Source organism: Fusobacterium mortiferum ATCC 9817, from assembly GCF_000158195.2.
GTDB classification, from domain to species: domain Bacteria; phylum Fusobacteriota; class Fusobacteriia; order Fusobacteriales; family Fusobacteriaceae; genus Fusobacterium_A; species Fusobacterium_A mortiferum.
In genome coordinates this window covers 589,901-610,846 of the sequence record NZ_GL987988.1, presented here as the reverse complement: position 1 = coordinate 610,846, position 20,946 = coordinate 589,901, and the positions used below count along the sequence as shown (strand labels likewise).

The 20,946-nt window shown below is 30.4% G+C and carries 21 protein-coding genes and 1 pseudogene; 10 read left to right on the top strand and 12 right to left on the bottom strand.

Features of this window, described 5'->3' with window-relative positions; genetic code table 11:
• Window positions 1-5 precede the first annotated feature (5 nt).
• The 3 genes from FMAG_RS03850 to FMAG_RS03840 are packed head-to-tail and all read left to right on the top strand — an operon-like array spanning window position 6 to window position 2,105.
• Window positions 6-545, top strand: coding sequence for a hypothetical protein (locus tag FMAG_RS03850; RefSeq protein WP_261660747.1), 540 nt, complete (start codon window positions 6-8; stop codon window positions 543-545).
• A 12-nt stretch (window positions 546-557) separates the two neighbouring features.
• On the top strand, window positions 558-1,346 hold the full coding sequence (locus FMAG_RS03845) for a hypothetical protein (protein WP_005884201.1): 789 nt from the start codon (window positions 558-560) through the stop codon (window positions 1,344-1,346).
• A gap of 12 nt (window positions 1,347-1,358) precedes the next feature.
• Window positions 1,359-2,105, top strand: coding sequence for a phage baseplate protein (locus FMAG_RS03840; protein WP_005884199.1), 747 nt, complete (start codon window positions 1,359-1,361; stop codon window positions 2,103-2,105).
• On the opposite strand, the pseudogene FMAG_RS14250 reads toward FMAG_RS03840, so the two are convergent.
• Window positions 2,097-2,534: pseudogene (locus tag FMAG_RS14250) on the bottom strand (phage baseplate protein); the annotation flags it as partial. The gene FMAG_RS03840 and the pseudogene FMAG_RS14250 sit on opposite strands and share 9 nt — an antisense overlap.
• Before the next feature lie 110 nt (window positions 2,535-2,644).
• Here FMAG_RS14250 and FMAG_RS03835 point away from each other — a divergent pair.
• From FMAG_RS03835 to FMAG_RS03810, 6 genes are all read left to right on the top strand, one after another.
• The gene (locus FMAG_RS03835; protein ID WP_005884197.1) at window positions 2,645-3,577 is read left to right on the top strand and encodes a hypothetical protein; all 933 of its coding nucleotides are present in this window, start codon (window positions 2,645-2,647) and stop codon (window positions 3,575-3,577) included.
• Window positions 3,578-3,595: 18 nt separating this feature from the next.
• Entirely contained in the window at window positions 3,596-3,913 is a 318-nt protein-coding gene (locus FMAG_RS03830; protein ID WP_005884195.1) for a hypothetical protein, read from the top strand.
• A gap of 152 nt (window positions 3,914-4,065) precedes the next feature.
• Window positions 4,066-4,638: a hypothetical protein gene (locus FMAG_RS03825; protein ID WP_005884192.1), complete on the top strand. Its 573-nt coding sequence runs from the start codon at window positions 4,066-4,068 to the stop codon at window positions 4,636-4,638.
• Window positions 4,639-4,734: 96 nt separating this feature from the next.
• On the top strand, window positions 4,735-5,148 hold the full coding sequence (locus FMAG_RS03820; protein ID WP_005884190.1) for a M15 family metallopeptidase: 414 nt from the start codon (window positions 4,735-4,737) through the stop codon (window positions 5,146-5,148).
• 21 nt (window positions 5,149-5,169) lie between these two features.
• Complete coding sequence (locus tag FMAG_RS03815) at window positions 5,170-5,415, top strand: hypothetical protein (RefSeq protein WP_005884188.1); 246 nt, start codon at window positions 5,170-5,172, stop codon at window positions 5,413-5,415.
• Between the two features lie 10 nt (window positions 5,416-5,425).
• On the top strand, window positions 5,426-5,905 hold the full coding sequence (locus tag FMAG_RS03810) for a phage holin family protein (protein WP_005884185.1): 480 nt from the start codon (window positions 5,426-5,428) through the stop codon (window positions 5,903-5,905).
• 122 nt (window positions 5,906-6,027) lie between these two features.
• Here the strand turns inward: FMAG_RS03810 and guaA are convergent, their stop codons facing one another.
• From guaA to ligA, 11 genes are all read right to left on the bottom strand, one after another.
• Window positions 6,028-7,566, bottom strand: a complete 1,539-nt coding sequence (gene guaA, locus FMAG_RS03805) for a glutamine-hydrolyzing GMP synthase (protein ID WP_005884183.1) — start codon at window positions 7,564-7,566, stop codon at window positions 6,028-6,030.
• Window positions 7,567-7,666: 100 nt separating this feature from the next.
• On the bottom strand, window positions 7,667-8,467 hold the full coding sequence (locus FMAG_RS03800) for a Cof-type HAD-IIB family hydrolase (RefSeq protein ID WP_005884181.1): 801 nt from the start codon (window positions 8,465-8,467) through the stop codon (window positions 7,667-7,669).
• 118 nt (window positions 8,468-8,585) lie between these two features.
• A complete protein-coding gene (gene fabK, locus FMAG_RS03795; RefSeq protein ID WP_005884179.1) occupies window positions 8,586-9,539 on the bottom strand; it encodes an enoyl-[acyl-carrier-protein] reductase FabK in 954 nt (317 codons plus the stop codon).
• A gap of 20 nt (window positions 9,540-9,559) precedes the next feature.
• Window positions 9,560-10,498, bottom strand: coding sequence for an NAD(P)H-dependent flavin oxidoreductase (locus tag FMAG_RS03790; RefSeq protein ID WP_005884178.1), 939 nt, complete (start codon window positions 10,496-10,498; stop codon window positions 9,560-9,562).
• A gap of 84 nt (window positions 10,499-10,582) precedes the next feature.
• Window positions 10,583-11,320 carry a phosphatase gene (locus tag FMAG_RS03785; RefSeq protein ID WP_005884176.1) on the bottom strand — a complete coding sequence of 246 codons (738 nt, stop codon included), beginning with the start codon at window positions 11,318-11,320 and terminating at the stop codon, window positions 10,583-10,585.
• 186 nt (window positions 11,321-11,506) lie between these two features.
• Complete coding sequence (locus FMAG_RS03780; RefSeq protein ID WP_005884175.1) at window positions 11,507-12,316, bottom strand: undecaprenyl-diphosphate phosphatase; 810 nt, start codon at window positions 12,314-12,316, stop codon at window positions 11,507-11,509.
• 12 nt (window positions 12,317-12,328) lie between these two features.
• Window positions 12,329-13,327: an ADP-glyceromanno-heptose 6-epimerase gene (rfaD, locus tag FMAG_RS03775; RefSeq protein WP_005884173.1), complete on the bottom strand. Its 999-nt coding sequence runs from the start codon at window positions 13,325-13,327 to the stop codon at window positions 12,329-12,331.
• 12 nt (window positions 13,328-13,339) lie between these two features.
• Window positions 13,340-14,170: a PHP domain-containing protein gene (locus FMAG_RS03770; RefSeq protein WP_005884171.1), complete on the bottom strand. Its 831-nt coding sequence runs from the start codon at window positions 14,168-14,170 to the stop codon at window positions 13,340-13,342.
• Window positions 14,171-14,239: 69 nt separating this feature from the next.
• A complete protein-coding gene (locus tag FMAG_RS03765; RefSeq protein WP_005884169.1) occupies window positions 14,240-14,980 on the bottom strand; it encodes a hypothetical protein in 741 nt (246 codons plus the stop codon).
• 11 nt (window positions 14,981-14,991) lie between these two features.
• A complete protein-coding gene (secA, locus tag FMAG_RS03760) occupies window positions 14,992-17,661 on the bottom strand; it encodes a preprotein translocase subunit SecA (protein ID WP_005884167.1) in 2,670 nt (889 codons plus the stop codon).
• Between the two features lie 90 nt (window positions 17,662-17,751).
• Window positions 17,752-19,782, bottom strand: coding sequence for an NAD-dependent DNA ligase LigA (gene ligA / locus FMAG_RS03755; protein ID WP_040493592.1), 2,031 nt, complete (start codon window positions 19,780-19,782; stop codon window positions 17,752-17,754).
• 131 nt (window positions 19,783-19,913) lie between these two features.
• Here ligA and FMAG_RS03750 point away from each other — a divergent pair, with 131 nt between their 5' ends.
• Window positions 19,914-20,855 carry a manganese-dependent inorganic pyrophosphatase gene (locus tag FMAG_RS03750; RefSeq protein ID WP_005884163.1) on the top strand — a complete coding sequence of 314 codons (942 nt, stop codon included), beginning with the start codon at window positions 19,914-19,916 and terminating at the stop codon, window positions 20,853-20,855.
• Window positions 20,856-20,946: the final 91 nt, after the last annotated feature.

Here is a 20,946-nt window from a genome sequence, read left to right as displayed (position 1 = left end):
AAGAAATGATTGTATATTGGGATATACTTAGAATTGCAAATTTTTCTCCCATATTTTTCCTCCAAGGCGACTACGGAATAGGAAATATAAAAATAGTTTTAAAAAATTTAAAAGATTTTCAAGGTAATATTAGAGCTGTATTTTGCAGTTCTAATAATCCTACTGAGCCTTATGTAGTTGAGAAGGAAATAGATAGTACAATAACTACTAATATAGATATTGCTATTCCTAATGAAATATTACAGGGATTTGGAAAAGTATTTTGTAGATTAGTATTAAGAAATTCTGATAGAGGAAAGATAGTAGGTAGTATTCAAGAAGTATATTTCCATGTTGTTGAAAAAAAAGATTGGGAATTTCTAGAGCCTTTATTACCTAGTGATGAAAAAGAATATGTAAAAGATATAGTAGATGAGTTATATGAGATTTTAAAAAATTCTAAAAATGAATTAAAAGAGTATGCGGACCAACTTAAAGATGATATGCAAAAGGATATCATTACTTTAGAAGAAGCACAAGCAATAATAAATAAGTATAAAAAATAGGAGTGATGAAATATGGAAAAATTAGTAAATATGCTAGCAAATGGAAAGAAAATAATAGATGAAGTAGCTTATGACCTTTTAGCTAAAGAGATTATAGCATTAATAAAAACAAAAGCAGAATCTTCACATACACATAGTGCTGACCAAGTAACAGAGACAGATAGCAAAAAGTTTGTAAGTCCTCAAGAGAAAAAAACTTGGGGTGATAAAGTATCACAAGAACAATTAACGGCAGCAATAAATACCTTTGCTAGTGGGCTAGCTTGGAAGGGAGTATATGAAACTTTGGAAGCTTTAAAATCTGCTATTCCAGCTCCAAAAGAAGGATACTATGTAATAGTAACTCAAGAACCAACTTATAAAAATAAGAATACTATGTTAATTTATGAAGCTGAAGAAGTTAATGATTGGCAAGCATTAGGAGATTTATTTTTACCTGGAAACGCTACTCAAAGTTCAGATGGTTTAATGAGTAAGGAAGACAAGAAAAAATTAGATGGTATCCAAGCTGGAGCTAATAATTATACTCATCCATCTAGTCATCCAGCTTCTATGATAACTGAGGATACAAGTCATAGATTTGTAACAGATGCAGAAAAAACTAAATGGAATAAAGCAGCTACTGATAGTGCCTCAGCTTTACAACAAGCTGGAACAGCTAGTCAAACAGCTAATACAGCTAAAAGTACAGCTGAGAGTGCTTTATCAAAAGCAACAACAGTAGAAACAGCCTTAAATAATACAATGACGGAAGAAGAAGCTCAAGCCATTATTGATAAATATAAAGGAGCTGGAGCTTAAGGAGTTGATAATATGAGTTTAAAAGAAAGAATAAACTTAGTTAAAGAACAACTTGGTATTAGTGAAGTATATACTCAAGCATTAGAAAAAGCTTTAAAGAAATTAGTAGACTATGAGAGCACTGAAGCTCTCGTAGCTGCTTTAATGGGATATTATAATGGAGAACTAAAGAAAAAAGCTAATACTTCTCATACACATGATTATGCTCCTAAAAGTCATACACATGATGATAGATACTTTACTGAAAGTGAAATTAATGAGAAATTTAAAAATTTCTGTCCATTTAAAGTGGGAGATATCTATTTAACTACTAATTCTACTAACCCATCTAGTATCTTTTTAGGTACCACTTGGCAGAAGATAGAAGGTCGTTTCTTACTTGGTACTTCAGGTAGTGGAGCTAGTAAAGCCACTGGTGGTAGTAATGCTAAAACTATTACTCAAGCTAATCTCCCAGCTGTAAAAATCCAACTTGATAGTTTCTCTCTTTCAAGAGGTACTATGGAAATTACTGGAGATTTTTATACATCAAATTATATAAAATATGCTGGAAGTGGAGCATTTTATACAAAGCAAACTGGATTAGGTGGACACGGTGGAGATAGTGGTTCTGGATATAAAATTGGCTTTCAAGCCTCACGTTCTTGGACAGGAACTACTAATACAGCTCAACCTCAAACAGTGAATTTAGGTAATGGACAAGCCTTGGATATCACACCAGCTTATTATACAGTTCACATGTGGCTAAGACTAACTTAGTCTTTTCCATATATTGACTACCAAGTAAGGTGGCATAATAGAGAAAGCTGTTCCACTTCCTGTTGCTCCTATTGAAGTTACTGGAGATGCACTTCCTGTTGTTTCTCCTCCAGCACTTTCTGTTATTGCATTTTTAGTAGTCTCCCATCCTCCAGCTCCAGCTAAATTAGGACCATCAGCTTGTTCATTATTATATCCTTTTATTTTATGAGTATGAGCTGGCTGAGTATGAGTATGAGCAGCAGTAGTGGCACTATGTGTATGACTAGGTAAGTTAGCAATAGTTAGTTTAACAGTACTAGCTCCTCCAGTAATTCCTAATCCATAAGATGAACTACTACCCAGTAAAAACCTACCTTCTTGCTTAGCCCATGTAGTACCTAACCATAAAGTTGAGGGATTTTCATTACCTAGTGAAAGATATAGTGAATTTACTGGGAAAGGACAGAAATTTTTAAATTACAAGCTATGTTAGAGAGTTATGAGAAAAGAAAACTAAATAGTTATATATATATAATTAATAAGAAAGGAGTTTATAAATGTTATTTTATTTAGATAAAGAGTTAGCAAAACAAGGTATAGCAAAATGTATTGCTGTATCTGAAAAAGAAATAAGCCAAGAAGAGCTTGAAGAAAGAAAAGTATGCTTTAATATTCAAGAAATACTAATTTATGAAGGGATAGATATTCCTCATAAATTCAAATATAATGAAACCTTAAATAATATTGAAGAACTTATTGAGATAGAAGAAATAGCACCTAGAATGTTATCAGAAGAAATTCAAGAAGTAGAAAGTGATTTTGATGAAGAAGTTGAGGTAGACCCTGAAAAACAATATTTTTATCTTGATAAAGCTTATGCTGATAAGTTCCATAAATCTCAAGTAATAGCAGTGTTTCCAAAACCTTTAAAAAATCCTAATCAATATTTTCAAAAAGAGGTATATAGTCATTTTGGAAAAGATATCCCTTTCTATATCTCAATAGATGAGGGAAATATAATTAGAGAAGCAACAGAGTATGAAAAATACCAAAGAGGACAAAGAAAACTCTCTGAAAATGAAGTAATATTCAAAGAAAATATCATTATACTAGAACCAGGACAATATATAGATGAAGAAAAGCAAGAACTTATTACAGTTCCTTGTCCTCCTAAATATCTTGTTAATGACTGGGATAAGGAAAATCATATTTGGATAGACTTAACTACTGATTATGATAGAGTTCAAGCTCAATATAGAGAGTATGAAGGAATGGATACTCCATCAACCATTAAAGAAATGGAATTACAAGACCCAGCTCTTTCAGAAGAGTATGTAACTATGATGATAGAGCTTAGAACTTTGATGTACTCATTACAAGAACAAAAACAAGTAAGAGCTAGAACTATAGCTTTAGTTGAAAAAGAAATAGATATACCACATGCAAGTAAAGCATTAGAAACTTTTAAAAATAAATTTAATTCAAAATAAAAAAAGGAGTGATTTATTATGTTAACAAAAGAAGAAATAAAAGTATTAAGAGGAATTGTAGAAAGAGAAGAAGGAATACAAGGTTTAAGAGAGCAATATGAAGAATATAAAAAACTAGATACTCCAAGAGGAAAAGATAAGATGGAAGATGCTCATGTTTTAGATGATTACAATGAATTTATGGACAATGCTGAAAAAGTATTATTCCCTGAAGAGCAAAAAGAAGAAGTTTTAAAAGTAGCTGCTTTAGAAGAAGTTGGGGAAGAGGAAATAGTTATTCCTAAGCCATCTGATGCCTTAGAAAAATTTAAAAATAGATTCAATAAATTTTTCTAATATCCTAGTCATACTTTAATACCTCTTTTACTTTTGATGTGCCTTAAAAACGATTTTGCGAGGTCGTTTTTTATAAGTTATCAAGTATAACTTATAAAATTACCTAAAATAATATTTTTGTCAGTTATATCTGATAAAAAAGGAGGAATATGATGAAAATAAAAGATATAATTCCTAAAATTAATCCTATCTCTGCTATGCAAGCAATAGCATTAAATGAGGTAGGAGATAATCCAAGAGCTCCATATCGCTTTTCTTATGCTGGAGGAAAGAGTGGTTACAGCTTTGGAAGAAGTCAATTTGATGTAACAGGTAATCCTGCTGCTAGAAATTTCTTAAAAGGAATAGGATTTAGTGATAAGGATATTGAAAGATTACTATCACTAGACCCATCTATAGATGATTTAACAATTAAGCTCCAGGAACACAAAAAAGAAATAGATGATTTAGATTTATCTCATATAAAGAGTAGTATAGAATATCTATCTACTCTCATTCTAGATATTGAAGTACAAGATAGTGAAACATTTATTCATCTACTGGATTACCATAATCAATTATTTTTAAGTTACAATGGCCAGATGCACAAATGGCTTAAAGAAAAAGGAGAGGTAATAACTCCAGAAATGATATTAAAATTTAAACTTAATCAAAAATGGGGACAAATAAATCCCCAAGATGTCAAAAGAAGATACAATAACATTAAAAGTTATTGGAATAAATAAAATAAGGAGGGATTATTTGTGAAAAATAAAAAAATTTAAGTGCTGTAAACATTGAGTTTATCTTGATAAAAAAATTGACAAATAAGGAGAAAATATATGTATAAATTTAGTAAAAGAAGTTTAAATAACTTAGAGGGATTACACCCAAAATTACAAGAATTTGCTACAGAATTAATAAAAGTAACTCCATATGATATCAGTATAACCTGTGGAGTTAGAACAGCAGAAGAGCAGAATAAAATATATCAACAAGGAAGAACTATACCAGGAAAAATTGTAACTAAATGTGATGGTTATAAAATAAAATCTAAACATCAAGTAAAAGCTGATGGATTAGGATATGCTTTTGATATAGCTGTAATTATTGATAATAAAAGTAATTGGAATAAAAAAGTATTTAAAGATGTAGCAGATTCAGCTAGAGAATTAATGAAAAAATATAATATCGAGTGGGGAGGAGATTGGAAAAACTTTAGTGATTATCCTCATTTTCAATATAAAAATTCGTAAGCTTGCGAAAAAGGAGATTAAATGATAAATACTTTGGTTAGTCTAGGAAGTAAATTATTAGATATTATTTTTAAAAGAAGCAAGGATGCAGAAAAACAACAAGATATTGAAATAAAAAAAATAGATGTATTTTCTAAAACATTAGCTTTTATTTTCATAGGAGTATTTTTAATGTGTGTATTAGCATCTCTATTTCCATCCTTAGCTATTACACCTTATTGGTTTAATGTTTTTGACAAATTTATAAATTATTTATTTACAAACTAAAGGAGTGAGTATGGGAGAATTTATTAGAGCAACAGGAGAAACACTATGGGAAATACTTGGGAATTTCATATTACTTATAGTTGATGTCATAAAAATACTTGGAAATGGGATAACAATAGGATTAGGAAGTCTAGTAGCCTTTATTTTTCTTGTTACAGGTGGGCAAGATGATGCCATGAATGTTTTATTAATACTAATGACTGTGGATTACTTATCTGGAGTTATAAAAGCTTTTATTACTTGTACAGCAAATTCTAAAGCTGGGATAATAGGTATTTTAAAAAAAGTTATGATTATCCTGATTATAGTGTTAGCCTATCAATTAGATATTCTTTTTGATGGTAAACTAGCTATTAAAACTCTAGCTGTAGGAGTATTTATTTCAAATGAAGGATTAAGTATTTTAGAAAATGCTTCTATTTGTGGGATTCCAATTCCTGAAAAATTAAAAAAAGTTCTTACTCAATATCAAGAGTATAAGAAAAAATAACATAAAAACCCCTAGTTAAATTACTAGAGGTAAATTTTTAAAACATTGTCATTTTATTGTCAGAGCCTTTTTTTAATCTAAACTAACTCAATAAAATCAATACTTAGATTAAAAATCAGCGATTATTCCCATTCTATTGTTGCAGGTGGCTTAGAAGAGATATCGTAAGTTAATCTGTTAATTCCTTTAACTTCATTTAAAATTCTATTAGATACTCTTTCTAAGAAATCAAATGGTAAATGAGACCAAGTAGCAGTCATAAAATCTATTGTATTAGCAGATCTTAAAACAGCTGTATACTCATAAGTTCTCTCGTCTCCCATTACTCCTACTGATTTTACTGGTAATAGCACTACGAAAGCTTGGCTTACTTTATTATATAAATCAGCTTTTCTTAATTCTTCAATAAATATATCATCAGCTTCTCTTAAAATATCAGCTTTTTCTTTGCTAACTTCTCCTAAGATTCTAATTCCAAGTCCAGGTCCTGGGAATGGATGTCTATCAACCATATGATCAGGAATTCCCAACTCTCTTCCAACTTTCCTTACTTCATCTTTGAAAAGTTCTCTTAATGGCTCAAGAAGTTTAAATTTCATATCTTCAGGAAGTCCACCTACATTATGATGTGACTTAATTGTCATAGAAGGTCCTTTTACAGACATAGATTCAATAACATCCGGATAAATAGTTCCTTGAGCTAGAAATTCTACATCAGTAAGTTTTGCTGCTTCTTCATCAAACACTTCAATAAACTCTTTTCCTATTATTTTTCTTTTAGATTCTGGATCAGATACCCCTGCTAATTTAGAAAGGAATCTCTCTTCTGCATCTACACATTTTATATTCATATGGAAGTTTTCTCCATATACTTCCATTACTTTTTTAGCTTCATCTTTTCTTAAAAGTCCAGTATCAACAAAGATACAAGTTAGTTGATCTCCTATAGCTTTATGAATTAAAGTGGCAGCTACTGATGAGTCAACTCCTCCAGAAAGTCCTAATAATACTTTCTTATCTCCTACTGTCTCTCTAATATTTTTTATAGTTTCTTCTATGTAGTTACCCATAGACCAGTTTTGTTCACAACCAGCTACATTAAATACAAAGTTTCTAAGGATTTGAGTTCCATACTCTGAATGAGTAACTTCAGCATGGAATTGGATACAATAAGTATTGATATCCTTGTTGTAAGTAGCCGCTACACATGAATCTGTATGTCCGATTTGAACAAATCCAGGTGCCATTTTTGTTACATGGTCATTATGACTCATCCAAACTTTAGAGTTATTTGGTACATTTTGGAATAATGGACTGTTTACATCATCAATTATTAACTCAGCTTTACCAAACTCTTGTTTATCCGCTCTAGCTACCTCTCCTCCCATTAAGTGAGTAGTGATTTGCATTCCATAGCAAATACCTAATACTGGAATCCCCTGTTGATATAATTCTTTACTTATTGTTGGAGCTCCTTCTAAATATACAGAAGCAGGTCCTCCTGATAAGATAATTCCCTTAGGCTTTCTAGCAAGTATTTTGTCTAAAGGCTCGAAATAAGGAACAACTTCAGCATAAACACCCATTTCTCTGACTCTTCTAGCAATCAATTGATTGTATTGAGAACCAAAGTCTAGTATAATAATACTATTTTCTTTCATTTTAACCTCCATATTTAAAATAAACGGGCTGATACCCTGTTGAAAACTTTAAAATTTTAATTTTTATATTTATAAATTTTATCATAAATTCAAAAATGTGTCAAAAGAAATATTTTTTTAAAAATTTTGCTACACCATTGTTATCATTAGTGTCAGTTACATAGTTTACTTGTCTTTTCAATTCTATATCAGAGTTTCCCATAGCTACACCATATTTTACTGTAGTCAACATCTCTAAATCATTATTGGCATCTCCAAAAGCTACACACTCTTCTGTTGAGATTCCATATGATTTTAATACTTTTTCTAAAACTAATCCTTTATTTACATTTTTATTTAAGACTTCAAATAAAAAAGATTGAGATTTAGCAGTATAAACATCATTTCCTAAAACATCTTTTATCTCATCACAAAACTCATTAAACTCTTTTGAGTTTTCCATATTTTGTATTGTTATTTTAGTCATAGAATAATCATCAAAACTATCAAAAGATTTTTTCACAGGAGTAAGACCTGTATGATTAGCATAGTGTCTAGTTTCATCATTATCTAACTCTTCAACAAACCATTTATTATTTTGGTATAAATTAACATGAAAACCCTTCTCTTTTGCCATCTTTATAATTTTTTTTGAATATTTCTCTTCTAGTGGCAAATTAAAAATAAGTTCATCATTTTTATAATTTACAACCTTTGCTCCATTATAAGCAATTATAGAACTATCTATTCCCAATTCTTGTGCAAAAGGTTTTGCTGAGATATATGTTCTTCCTGTAACAATAAATATTTTTACTCCTTTATTTTCTAAGTATTTCAAGACCTCTTTATTTATATCAGATATTTTTTTATCAGATGTAAGGAGTGTTCCATCTAAATCAAGGGCTATAGCTTTAATTTTCATAGTTTTTCTCCTTTATCCCTAACTTATTTTTACACTACAATTATACCATAATATATAAAAAAGGAAAAGATACTAATCCTTATTTAGCTCTTTTCCTTCTTTACTTTAAATTAACATTCTATTTCCAAGAATTCATTCTTTCAGCTAGCTTTACTTTTTCTTCTTCTAGCTCTCTCATAAATCCTTCTAATATCTCTTTTGTACTCATAGGTTCATTAACCATTGCTGCTACTTGTCCTGCCATAACACTTCCATTTTCAACATCTCCATCTACAACAGCAAGTCTTAATCTACCTGTTCCTAATTTTTCTATCTCTTCTTTAGGAGTTCCTACTTTTTCCATCTCTAATATTTGTTTAGCAAATTTATTTTCAATAACTCTTACAGGATGTCCAGTATAGTTTCCTGTTGAAACAGTTGATCTATCCTTAGCTTTTAAGATTACTTTTTTATAGTTTTCATGTACTGTACATTCATTAGCTACTAAGAATTTTGTCCCTACTTGGATTCCCTCTGCTCCTAGTGAAAGTGCAGCTAAAAATTGTTTTCCACCAGCTATACCACCAGCTGCTATTACTGGAATGTTTACAGCTTCTACTACTTGAGGCACTAATGACATAGTAGTTAGAGTTCCTATGTGTCCTCCTCCTTCCATTCCTTCAGCTATTACTGCATCTGCTCCTATTTTCTCCATTCTTTTAGCAAGTGCTACTGAAGCAACTACTGGAATTACTTTTATTCCTGCTGCTTTTAATCTCTCCATATAAGGCCCTGGATTTCCTGCACCTGTTGTTACTACTGGTACTCCCTCTTCTATACATACCTCTATTTGCTTTTCAACATCAGCCATCATAAGCATTAAGTTTACACCAAATGGATTAGAAGTAATAGATTTTACTTTTCTTATCTCTTCTCTCAAAATATCTACTGGCATACCTCCACCAGCAATTATTCCTAATCCTCCATCTTTAGATACATGCCCTGCTAAATTTCCATTAGCTATCCAAGCCATAGCTCCTTGAAATATTGGGTATTTTATTCCCAGTAGTTTACAGATTTTGTTATTTTCCATAAATCCTCCTAATTACTCTCTTATTCTTTAAATACTTTTTTAAATCTATTGAATATTTCATGTACAGAAAGAATTTCATTAATTTTCCATGCATCCTTTCCTGCAAAGAAAATTCCACCTTCATAATCTCCATTATGACCCCTTACTAATCTTTCATTTACACAAAATTTATATGTACATTTTTTTAAACATTTTACACAATGTGTTGGTTTATCTGGATTATCGTCTAATATTTTTTGAACAAAAGGACTGATGATGGCATTAGCTGGTAATCCAGCAGAACTCATCATCTCCACTATATCTCCCTCTTTGGCATTCACATACATATTTTTAAAGAAATCGTCTACCTCACACTCTTCTGATGCTACAAATCTACTTCCCATTTGTACACCATCTACTCCAAGTGAAAGCATTCTTTCTGCATCTTCTGGAGTAATTACTCCTCCAGCTCCAAATACAGGTATATCTATATTTTTAGTAATCTCTTCCATTATATCCCAAGAATCTAAATTTGTTCCTAAGTGTCCTCCTGCATTTCCACCCTCTACAACTATTGCATCTGCTCCAAGTTTTTGAGAGATTTTTGCAAGCTTTAATGTAGATACAATTGGAATTACTTTTACTCCTGTTCCTTTTACTACTTCAAATATATCTCTTGAAAATCCAGCTCCAAATATAATTATATCTATTCCAGCTTCTATTGAAGCTTTTACTAAATCCATGAAATTAGTAACAGCAAACATTATATTTACTGCTAAAGCTCCACCTTCATTAGTAATCATATCTCTTGCTTTTTTTATTTCTGCTTTTAATTCATCAGTAGATAAAGTTGTTCCTGCTATTACTCCTACTCCACCTTCATTGGCTACAGCTGCAGCTAATTTTGCCATAGAAACTCTAATAGCCATTCCACCTTGAATTATTGGTACTTTTATCTCTAAATCTCCTATTTTTACCATGTTATAATTTACCTCCTAAATGAAATCTAGATAAATTATAACATGTGTAAGCTTATTAGTAAAGAGTTAAATTACACATGTTTTTTAAATTCTTTTTACTCTCTTATTTTTTCTATTTTTTAAAAACTCTTCAAGATTCTCTATTGAATAATTTATAATTTTTTCAACAGGATAATCTACCTCAGAAATTAATTTTTCAGCTTCTTGGAATTCTCCTATATCATAAGAAATATGTGAATCTGTTCCTAAAGCTACTAAGGCATTATGTTTTTTACAAAACTCTAATATTTTTTTACAATTTTCCCTTGAACCTTTTCTAGAACCTTTTAATGATGAATTATTTATCTCAATAGCTACTCCAGCTTTTACTGCTTCCATTACTACTAATTCATATTCCAATGGAAATTGTGGATTCCCTAAATGTACCATAATATCTACTTTTTGACTTCTAATCATATTGATTACAGCCTCTGTATTTTTTAAGCTATATCCTGGCTCTCCATAGGCTTCAATAGTATGAAGTCCACATAAAATTATATCCATAATATCATATATTCTTTGATTTATATCAAAATTTCCATTTTCATCTATTATATTTGTTTCTACGCCCTTTAAAACTCTTAAGTCTCCTACATACTCAGGAATAACTCTCATGTTTACCAAACTCCACCAATGAGGAGAATCTTGTAATGCTGGTCCATGATTTGTTATAGCTATTACTTTCATATTTTTTTCAGTAGCACTTCTTATATTTTCTTCCAAAGTACTATATGCATGAGGATTAACACTAGTATGTATATGTAAATCAATAGGGTATCTCATCTTTCCCTCCCTTCTCAACTTTTAGTTTTTTAAAATACTATTTTTCTAACAATCTATATTATATCATAACTCTTAAAATAGTTCAAAATAATTACAGTTGTTTTTATTTATTTTTTATATACTTCAATATAATTAAAAAATATAGGAGGCTGTTACAAAATTTAAATTGTACCATCCCCCATATTTTTAAATAAATAAAGCTATTAAAACTAAAATTCCTAAGATTATTCTATATACTCCAAAAAATACAAAATCTTTTTTCTTTATATAACTCATAAACCATTTTATAACTAAGTATGCTACTAAAAAAGAAACTATTGTTCCTACTCCTATAAGTCGCCATTCCTGTGTTGAATAATTCATACCATTTTTTATAAGTTTTAAAAGTGTAGCTCCAAACATTGTAGGTATAGCCAAGAAAAAAGAAAACTCTGTAGCTACTCCTCTAGAAAGTCCTAAAAGTAAACTTCCTATTATTGTAGAGCCTGATCTAGATGTTCCTGGTATCATTGCTAAACATTGAAAAAATCCTATTATAAAAGCTAATTTATAACTTAATTTTCCTAATGTATCTATTTTTCCAGCAGTTTTGTAATATTTTTCTATTAATATAAGAATTATTCCATAAAAGATCAATGTTGTTGCTACTACAAAAACATTATCCATAAAATATGCTGATATATAGTCATCTAATAATAATCCTATAATTGCAGCAGGCAAAACACCTATTATAACTTTTGTCCACAATCTAATTCTTGAAATAAACTGATTTTTTTCCTTTACAAAAGGAGTTAAATCCTTCCAAAAATATATAACAACTGCTAAAATAGCTCCAAGTTGAACAATTATTAGGAAACTTTCCATAAAATTTTTAGAGAGATTTCCATTTCCTATAAACTTCTCTACTAAAATCATATGACCAGTACTACTTACAGGAAGAAACTCCGTCATTCCCTCTACAATTCCAAGTATTACAACTATTAAAAAAGGATTCATCTACCTACCACCTTATAAGTACGAGTCTTCTTTAGCTAAATAGTTTTGAACATAATCTTTTACTCCCTCTTCTAATGAAGTAAACTTCTTAGTGTATCCAGTTCTCTTTAATTTTTCCATTGAAGCTTGTGTAAAATATTGATATCTTCCTCTTAAATCTTCAGGCATAGGAATAAATTCCACTACATCTTCCACTTTTAATTCTGGATTATTAGAAGCAGCTCTCATAGTTGCCATAGATAAATCTAAGAAACTTCTCGCTTCTCCTGTTCCTATATTATATACTCCAGATTCTACTTTTTCAGTTAATAAGAAATACATTACATCTACTACATCTTTTAAATAGACAAAATCTCTAAGTTGTTCTCCATCTTTAAATCCCTCTTTATGAGATTTAAAAAGTTTTACTCCACCATTATCTCTATACTGATTAAATGTGTGGAATACCATAGAAGCCATTCTTCCTTTATGGTACTCTTGCGGTCCATATACGTTGAAGAACTTAAGTCCACACCATTGTTTTGGAGCTATACTTTGTTTAAAAGCCCAGTCATCAAATATTTTTTTAGAGTATCCATATTTATTTAATGGTTGTAATTTTTTTAGTTCCTCTGGAGTTACATCATCATTATATCCTAGCTCTCCAGCTCCATAAGTAGCTGCTGATGAAGCATATACATATGGTATTTGTCTAGCAGCACAAAAATCCCATAACTTTTTACTATATCCATAGTTATTCTCCATTAAGAAATCTCCATCTCTTTCGGTAGTGGCGGAACAAGCTCCCATATGAACTACTCCAGTTATTTTTCCAGCATTTGCTGGATTAGCTAGCCAATTAAATAACTCATCTCTATCTACCCAATCAGCATAATCTCTCTTTCTAAGATTTAACCATTTTTCCTCTGTTCTTAGTTTATCTACAACAATAATGTCATTTCTTCCCATCTCATTAAGTTTCCATACCATTGCACTTCCTATCATTCCAGCTGCACCAGTTACTATTATCATAATTATCCTCCTCTATCTTTTTAAATATTTTTTAATTTTTTCAAACTGAGAGTACTCCAATCCTGCATCTCCTAAATCTACTCCCTCTCTATTTTCACCATGAAAATCAGAACCACCAGTTATTAGTAAACCATATTTTTTAGCAAGTCTTTTATATTTTTGCTTTTCTAATTTTGTAAATGAACTATACTGAGTTTCAAGGGCATCTAATCCACACTCTTTCAATCTTACAATGAGATTATTCAATACTTCATCATTTAAAGTAATTAATTTAGGATGTGCTAGGGATACAAAACCACCATTTTCTTTTATCATTCTTACAGCTCTTTCTGGTGGAAAATTCTCTTTAGGAACATAAGTTAGACCACCATTTCCTAAATATTTGCTAAAGGCTTCATTTTTACTGCTAACTATACCTTTTTCTAAAAGATAATTAGCAAAGTGTAATCGACTTATAATTTTACCAGGAGCAAAAGTTTTAAGTTCCTCTATATCTATTATTATACCAATTTTTTCAAATTTTTCTATAATTTTTCTATTTCTTTTATCTCTAGCCTTTTCCAATTCATCTAACTCTGACAAAAAATTTTTATCATCTAAGTTTAAAAAATATCCCAATATATGTATCTCTAAATTATCTTCATTACAAGATATCTCTATACCTTTTATAAACTCCATTCCATATTTATCAGCTATCTCTTTTCCTTTCTCCACTCCAGATACAGTATCATGGTCTGTTATTGCTAAAGCTATTACATTATTTTTTATTGCTCTAACTATAATCTCCTCTGGAGTATAAGTTCCATCTGACTCTATAGTATGAATATGCATATCTACTTCCATAAAATTCTCCTTTAAATAGTTAAAGGAGAGAAAAAATTTCTCCTCTCCCCCTTAACTTTTTTATCTTAATTAATCATCCCATTTATCTAAAGTAGAAAAATATTCTGGATATGCTATATATAATGCTTTAGCATTTACATTATTTTGCTCTAATGAAGTTGTATTTTCCTTAGCATCTATATTTGTAATTTTTATAACTCTATCTGATATCTCTCTATTGTACCAAGCTCTTTCATCATAGAACTCATTTCTCTTTATAAATTTATTTAAAATCTTTCTTAATTTTTTAGTATCTTTTTCTGATAAGTCATTTTGTTGAGAAAAAGCTACTATTTGCTCCCACTCTTCTTGAGTTGCTACTACATTTTTTATATGGTTAGATGGATTTTCCATTTTTACAAATGATTCTCTTACCATTCTATCAACAAGTCCTTTAGGATTTTTTAGATTTTCATCAGCTAAATAAAACTTTCTCGGTAATTTTTTATTGTATTTATTTACTAAGTCTAAGAAATCACTATACTCTTCATCTGTAATAGTTGTTGCATCTTTTTTCTCTAATGAAGTTAAGAAATTGAAGTCTTTTTCACTCATCTTTCCAGTTTTTCTTAAATAGATAATTGGATTTTCATTTCCATACCAATCCTCTATCAAAGATTCTCCCTCTACAACTTGTATTATTGTTTTGTCCCACTCTTTTGCTGACTCCTTAGTAATAGAGTATTTTTTTTCTAATGAAGCTCCTTTCTCCAACGAACTACATGAAGCAAGTAAAGCCACTACAAAAAGTCCTGCTACTATTTTTTTCATTATTAGCCTCCTTATACTCTTCCACAACAATTTTTATATTTTTTTCCACTTCCACAAGGACAAGGAGAATCTGGTGTTAATTCTCCTTCTTCTACTTCCACACCATTTTCATCTTCAGAAGTATACTCTACACTCTCATTTTCATCTTTCATATTTACCTCTTCCTCTTCATGATTTTTTATTATTACTTTAAATAAGAAAGAAGTAGCTTGCTCTTTTATAGTTTCTACCATTTGCTCATAAAGTTCTCCTGATACTAACTTATATTCTACAACTGGATTTTTTTGACCATAAGCTCTTAAGTAAATTCCCTCTTTTAATCCATCTAAAGCTTTTAAGTGTTCTCTCCATCTAGCATCAATTACTTCAAATAAAATGTATTTTTCAAGTCTTCTCATTAAATCTCTTCCAACTTTAGACTCTTTTTCATCATATTGAGCACAGATAGCATCAAAGATTTTTTTGCTATAATCTTCTATACTCATAGATTTATACTCTGTCATATCTTCTATAATATAACCATAGTTATCTCTTAAGTATTCAGCAAGACCTGACATATCCCAATCTTCTTTGTATTCTCCCACAAATCTCTTTGCTACCTGAGAGTAGATAACTTCATGTAACATCTTAATAATACTATCTTTTAAATCTTCCTTAGCCATTGCTTCATTTCTACTATCATAGATAGCAGTTCTTTGTTTATTCATTACATCATCATACTCTAATAGATTTTTTCTGATTCCAAAGTTTCTTGACTCTATCTTAGTTTGAGCATTTGCAATAGCTTTATTTATCATTGGATGAGTTATAGGTTCTCCCTCTGGAAGTCCTAATTTTTCCATTACAGTTTTTACTCTATCAGAACCAAATAGTCTCATTAAATCATCTTCTAAAGATAGGTAGAATTCTGATTCTCCTGGGTCTCCTTGTCTTCCTGCTCTTCCTCTTAATTGATTATCTATTCTTCTTGATTCATGTCTTTCAGTACCAAGTATAAAAAGTCCACCTATTGATTTTACCTTTTCTCCCTCTTCCTTACATTGAACCTCATATTTTTTCAATACTTCATCATAATTTTCAGCTTCTCTACTTCCTACCTCTGCCACAGCTAAGAACTCTGGATTTCCTCCTAACATAATATCCGTTCCTCTACCTGCCATGTTTGTAGCAATAGTTACAGCTCCAAATCTTCCAGCTTGAGCAACTATCTCAGCTTCTTTTGCATGGTATTTAGCATTTAATACATTATGTTTTATTCCCCTAGCTTTTAATAGCTCAGATAATTCCTCCGAACTTTTAATAGAAATAGTACCTACAAGCACAGGTTGACCTTTAGCATGTAACTCTTCTATTCTTTTTATAATAGCCTCTATCTTCTCTTTACGTGTCTTATAAACTAAGTCAGCATGGTCTATTCTTTGTACTGGTTTATTTGTTGGTATAACTACTATTTGCAATCCATAAGTATGTACAAATTCTGCTGCTTCTGTTTCAGCTGTACCAGTCATACCAGAAAGTTTATTATACATTCTAAAATAGTTTTGTAATGTTATAGTTGCAAGAGTTTGATTTTCTCCAGCTATGTGTACTCCCTCTTTAGCTTCTATCGCTTGGTGAAGTCCATCTGAATATCTTCTTCCTTCCATAGCTCTTCCAGTAAATTCATCTATGATTATTACTTGTCCCTCTCTTACAAGATAATCTCTATCTCTTTTAAATAACTCTTTAGCTTTTAAAGCTTGATTTAAATAGTGAGTTAACTCTACATTTTCTGGAGAATATAGATTTTCTAATTTTAAGAATTTTTCTACTTTAGCTATACCTTTTTCAGTTAAAACTATATTTTTTGCTTTTTCATCTACTTCATAATCTCCAAACTTTTCAGCTGGTAACTCTTTTTTTAATTTTACATCTTTTATTCCCTCTGTTTCATAACTTCTATTTAACATAGAAACTACTTGATAGAAGATTTGATACCATTTAGTAGAGTCTTCTGCTGCTCCAGAAATAATAAGTGGTGTTCTTGCTTCATCTATAAGAATAGAATCAACCTCGTCAACTATACAGTAGTTAAGTGGTCTTTGTACTTTTTCTTCTAAGCTTCCTACCATATTATCTCTTAAATAGTCAAATCCAAATTCAGAGTTAGTACCATATGTGATATCACAATTATAAGCAGCCTTTCTCTCCTCTCCGGAGATACCATTTAAAATAACTCCAGAAGTAAGTCCCAAGAAAGAGTATAATCTACCCATCATCTCTCTATCTCTAGCAGCAAGATAGTCATTTACTGTGATAACATGAACTCCCTTTCCTGCTAAAGCATTTAGGTACACTGGACAAGTAGCAACCAAAGTTTTTCCCTCTCCAGTTTTCATCTCTGTTATTTTTCCTTCATGAAGTACAATTCCTCCAATAAGTTGTACATCATAATGTCTCATACCAAGTACTCTTTTTGATGCCTCTCTTACAGTAGCAAATGCCTCTACCATAATATCATCTAAAGTTTCTCCTTGAGCTAATCTCTTCTTAAAAATTGCTGTTTTTTCTCTTAATTGTTCATCTGTTAATTTTTCGAAATCTGGCTCTAAAGAATTGATAGCAGCAACTATTTTTCTAATTCTTTTTACTTCTCTATCATTTTTAGTTCCAAAAATCTTTTTAAAAATATTTCCTATCATTGATGTTCCTCTCTTTAATTTTTTTAAATACACTTCTTCAGACTATATGCTACCATAAAATGAGTTATTAGTCAAATAAAGGTATATTTTTTAACTCTTTTTTCCACAGATTTTCATAAACTCCTCTTCTGTTATTATCTTTACAGTTCCTAACTCTTGAGCTTTCTTTAGCTTACTTCCTGCCTTTTCTCCCACTATTAAATAATCTAAATTTTTGCTTACAGCAGAAAGATTTTTCCCACCAAGTTTTTCTATCTCTTCTTTTATTTCATTTCTTGTGAAATTTTGTAATGTTCCTGTAAATAAAAATGTTTTTCCTGTGAATACTTTCTCTTCAGCTGGTAACTCCTCTTTTCTCTCTTGAATGAAAGTAAGTCCATGTGCTTTTAACCCCTCTATAAGCTTTTTCTTCTCTTCATCTCTAAAGAAATCAAAGATAGCTTGTGCCATCTTATCTCCTATTCCTTCTATCTCCATTAGTTCCTCTACACTCATACTCATAAGTTTATCAATATTCCCACTTGAATCAGCTAAAAGTTTTGCTGAAGTTTTACCTACAAAAGGTATTCCTAAAGCACATAAAACTTTTGAATACTCTCTTGTTTTACTATTTTCAATAGCTGTAAGAAGATTATCCACACTTTTTTTACCCATTTTTTCTAGTTTTTCTAATTCTTCTCTATGATTTTTTAACTCATATATATCTACAATATTTTTTATAAATCCAAGTCTTAACATATTTTCTACTATTTTACTACCAAAACCAGCTATATTCATAGCATCACGAGATACAAAATAGATCAATTCTCCCTCTATTTTTCCTGGACAACTTATATTTGGACACCTGATATCTACCTGTCCCTCTTCTCTTTCTACCTTTGTATTACATATTGGACAATGAGTAGGCTCTTTTATTATTATTTCATTTCCATCTCTTAACTCCTTTACAGCCTTTACTACTTGAGGTATTATCTCTGCAGCTTTTTCTATAAATACACTATCACCTATTCTGATATCTTTTCTCTCTATCTCTTGATAGTTATGTAAACTTGCTCTTTTTACTCTACTTCCTGATAACTCTACCTCTTCAAGCTCTGCTACTGGAGTAACTTTACCTGTTCTTCCCACTTGCCAAGTAACTCCTAATATCTTTGTTGTAACTTGTTTAGCTGGGAATTTAAAAGCTATTGCCCATCTAGGGCTTTTAGTAGTATTTCCTAACTTATCCCATAGCTCTATATTGTCCACTTTTATTACCATTCCATCTGTTTCATAATCTAAACTTTCTCTCTTTTCTCCCCAATACTCAATTCTAGATATAAGTTCAGAAGAGTTTTTCAATACCTCACATACTCCTGTTGTCTTTATTCCGAGTTTAGCAAGATATTCTATACTTTCACTATGAGTTTTCACTCCATAGTTTTGAGCATCTACTAAAAAATAAAAATAGGCATCCAATCCTCTTTCCTTTATAATACTTGAATCTAATTGTCTTAAAGTTCCAGCAGCAGCATTTCTTGGATTAGCAAAAACTTCTTCCCCATTTTCCATTCTTTTTTTATTTAACTCTTCAAACTTAGATAGAGGTAATACCACTTCTCCCCTTATCTCTATGCTTACTTTCTCTTTTAAAATTTTAGGGATAGATTCTATCTCCAAAATATTTTCTGTAACATCTTCTCCTACTGTTCCATCTCCTCTTGTTACGGCTCTTACAAGTTTTCCCTCTTCATATTGAATACTTAAGGATAAACCGTCTAATTTTAACTCTAAAGCATAGGCTAAGTTTTTCTCTTCTGGTAAAAGTTTTTTTACTCTCTCTATAAAATCAGATATATCTCCCTCATTATATGAGTTAGATAAACTTAACATAGGTTTTTTATGGGCTACCTTTTGAAACTTTGTTTCTTTAAGACTTGTAGCTCCTACTATTTCTGTAGGAGAGTTTTTTTCCTTATACTCTGGATATTTTTCTTCTAACTCCTTTAACTCAACTAACAACTTATCAAACTCTACATCAGATATTAAACTTTCATTATTTGTATAGTAGTAATCACTATATTTTTTTATCTTTTCTCTCAACTCTTTTATATATTTTTCCACAATATTTCTCCTCTCAATTAAACTTTACAATGTAATTATAATATAATTTCTTTAATTTTGTCTAAAGTTTTTTATAAATTTCCTATTCCTAAATTCTAAAAAAAATGGTATGATATGTAAGTAAATATATATTTTTTTAAGGAGGACTTATGAAACAAATTCTTGTTTTTGGACACAAAAATCCAGATACTGATTCTATATGTTCAGCTATATCTTTTGCTGAGTTAAAAAATGCTCAAGGTGTAAATGTTATCCCTTGTAGATTAGGAAATGTTAGTAAAGAAACTCAATTTGCTTTAAACCATTTTGGAGCAGAAGCACCTCTATTTATAGAGAATGTAAATGCTGATGAAAATGGAAAAAAAGAGGTTATCTTAGTTGACCATAACGAAAAAGCTCAAACAGCTGATGGAATTGAATCTGCTAAAATATTAGAAGTAGTAGACCACCACAAATTTGCTCTAACTACTGATGAGCCATTAAAAATAACTGCTGATACAGTTGGATGTACTTGTACTCTAATCTATAGACTATTTAAACAAGCTGGAATCACTCCATCTAAAAAAGCTGCTGGGCTTATGATGAGTGCTATCATATCTGATACATTATTATTTAAATCTCCTACTTGCACACCAGAAGATGTAGAAGCTGTAAAAGAGCTTTCTAAAATCTGTGGAGAGGAAAATTATGAAGATTATGGAATGAAGTTATTAATAGAAGGAACTTCATTATCTGATAAAACTCCAGAAGAGATTATTACAATAGATATGAAAGAGTTTGATATGAATGGTAAAAAAGTAGCAGTTGCTCAAGTTAATACTGTTGATGTTGCTGGACTTTTAAATACTCAAGCTGAATTAGAAGCTGCTATGAACTCTATGAGTGAAAAATCTAACTACGATTTATTTGTATTAGTAATAACTGATATTATAAAAGCTGGTTCTTATGTATTAACTGTTGGAACATGCCCAGAGTTAGTTGAGAAAGCTTTCAATGTAAAATTAGAAAATAAAACAGCTTGGTTAGAGGGAGTAGTTTCTAGAAAGAAACAAGTAGTTCCTTTCATGCTAACAGCTAGTCAAAACCAATAATCTTGACAATATATTTTTCTATTAAATAAAATTCTCCCCTAGTATTAACTAAATATTTCATATTAATACTTAAGGGAGAATTTTTATTTTA

Excerpts from the sequence above, each read along its gene's own strand:
- FMAG_RS03850 (WP_261660747.1), top strand. The coding sequence starts at position 6 with ATGATTGTATATTGGGATATACTTAGAATTGCAAATTTTTCTCCCATA.
- FMAG_RS03845 (WP_005884201.1), top strand. The coding sequence starts at position 558 with ATGGAAAAATTAGTAAATATGCTAGCAAATGGAAAGAAAATAATAGAT.
- FMAG_RS03840 (WP_005884199.1), top strand. The coding sequence starts at position 1,359 with ATGAGTTTAAAAGAAAGAATAAACTTAGTTAAAGAACAACTTGGTATT.
- FMAG_RS03835 (WP_005884197.1), top strand. The coding sequence starts at position 2,645 with ATGTTATTTTATTTAGATAAAGAGTTAGCAAAACAAGGTATAGCAAAA.
- FMAG_RS03830 (WP_005884195.1), top strand. The coding sequence starts at position 3,596 with ATGTTAACAAAAGAAGAAATAAAAGTATTAAGAGGAATTGTAGAAAGA.
- FMAG_RS03825 (WP_005884192.1), top strand. The coding sequence starts at position 4,066 with ATGAAAATAAAAGATATAATTCCTAAAATTAATCCTATCTCTGCTATG.
- FMAG_RS03820 (WP_005884190.1), top strand. The coding sequence starts at position 4,735 with ATGTATAAATTTAGTAAAAGAAGTTTAAATAACTTAGAGGGATTACAC.
- FMAG_RS03815 (WP_005884188.1), top strand. The coding sequence starts at position 5,170 with ATGATAAATACTTTGGTTAGTCTAGGAAGTAAATTATTAGATATTATT.
- FMAG_RS03810 (WP_005884185.1), top strand. The coding sequence starts at position 5,426 with ATGGGAGAATTTATTAGAGCAACAGGAGAAACACTATGGGAAATACTT.
- guaA (WP_005884183.1), bottom strand. The coding sequence starts at position 7,566 with ATGAAAGAAAATAGTATTATTATACTAGACTTTGGTTCTCAATACAAT.
- FMAG_RS03800 (WP_005884181.1), bottom strand. The coding sequence starts at position 8,467 with ATGAAAATTAAAGCTATAGCCCTTGATTTAGATGGAACACTCCTTACA.
- fabK (WP_005884179.1), bottom strand. The coding sequence starts at position 9,539 with ATGGAAAATAACAAAATCTGTAAACTACTGGGAATAAAATACCCAATA.
- FMAG_RS03790 (WP_005884178.1), bottom strand. The coding sequence starts at position 10,498 with ATGGTAAAAATAGGAGATTTAGAGATAAAAGTACCAATAATTCAAGGT.
- FMAG_RS03785 (WP_005884176.1), bottom strand. The coding sequence starts at position 11,320 with ATGAGATACCCTATTGATTTACATATACATACTAGTGTTAATCCTCAT.
- FMAG_RS03780 (WP_005884175.1), bottom strand. The coding sequence starts at position 12,316 with ATGAATCCTTTTTTAATAGTTGTAATACTTGGAATTGTAGAGGGAATG.
- rfaD (WP_005884173.1), bottom strand. The coding sequence starts at position 13,327 with ATGATAATAGTAACTGGTGCAGCTGGAATGATAGGAAGTGCAATGGTA.
- FMAG_RS03770 (WP_005884171.1), bottom strand. The coding sequence starts at position 14,170 with ATGGAAGTAGATATGCATATTCATACTATAGAGTCAGATGGAACTTAT.
- FMAG_RS03765 (WP_005884169.1), bottom strand. The coding sequence starts at position 14,980 with ATGAAAAAAATAGTAGCAGGACTTTTTGTAGTGGCTTTACTTGCTTCA.
- secA (WP_005884167.1), bottom strand. The coding sequence starts at position 17,661 with ATGATAGGAAATATTTTTAAAAAGATTTTTGGAACTAAAAATGATAGA.
- FMAG_RS03750 (WP_005884163.1), top strand. The coding sequence starts at position 19,914 with ATGAAACAAATTCTTGTTTTTGGACACAAAAATCCAGATACTGATTCT.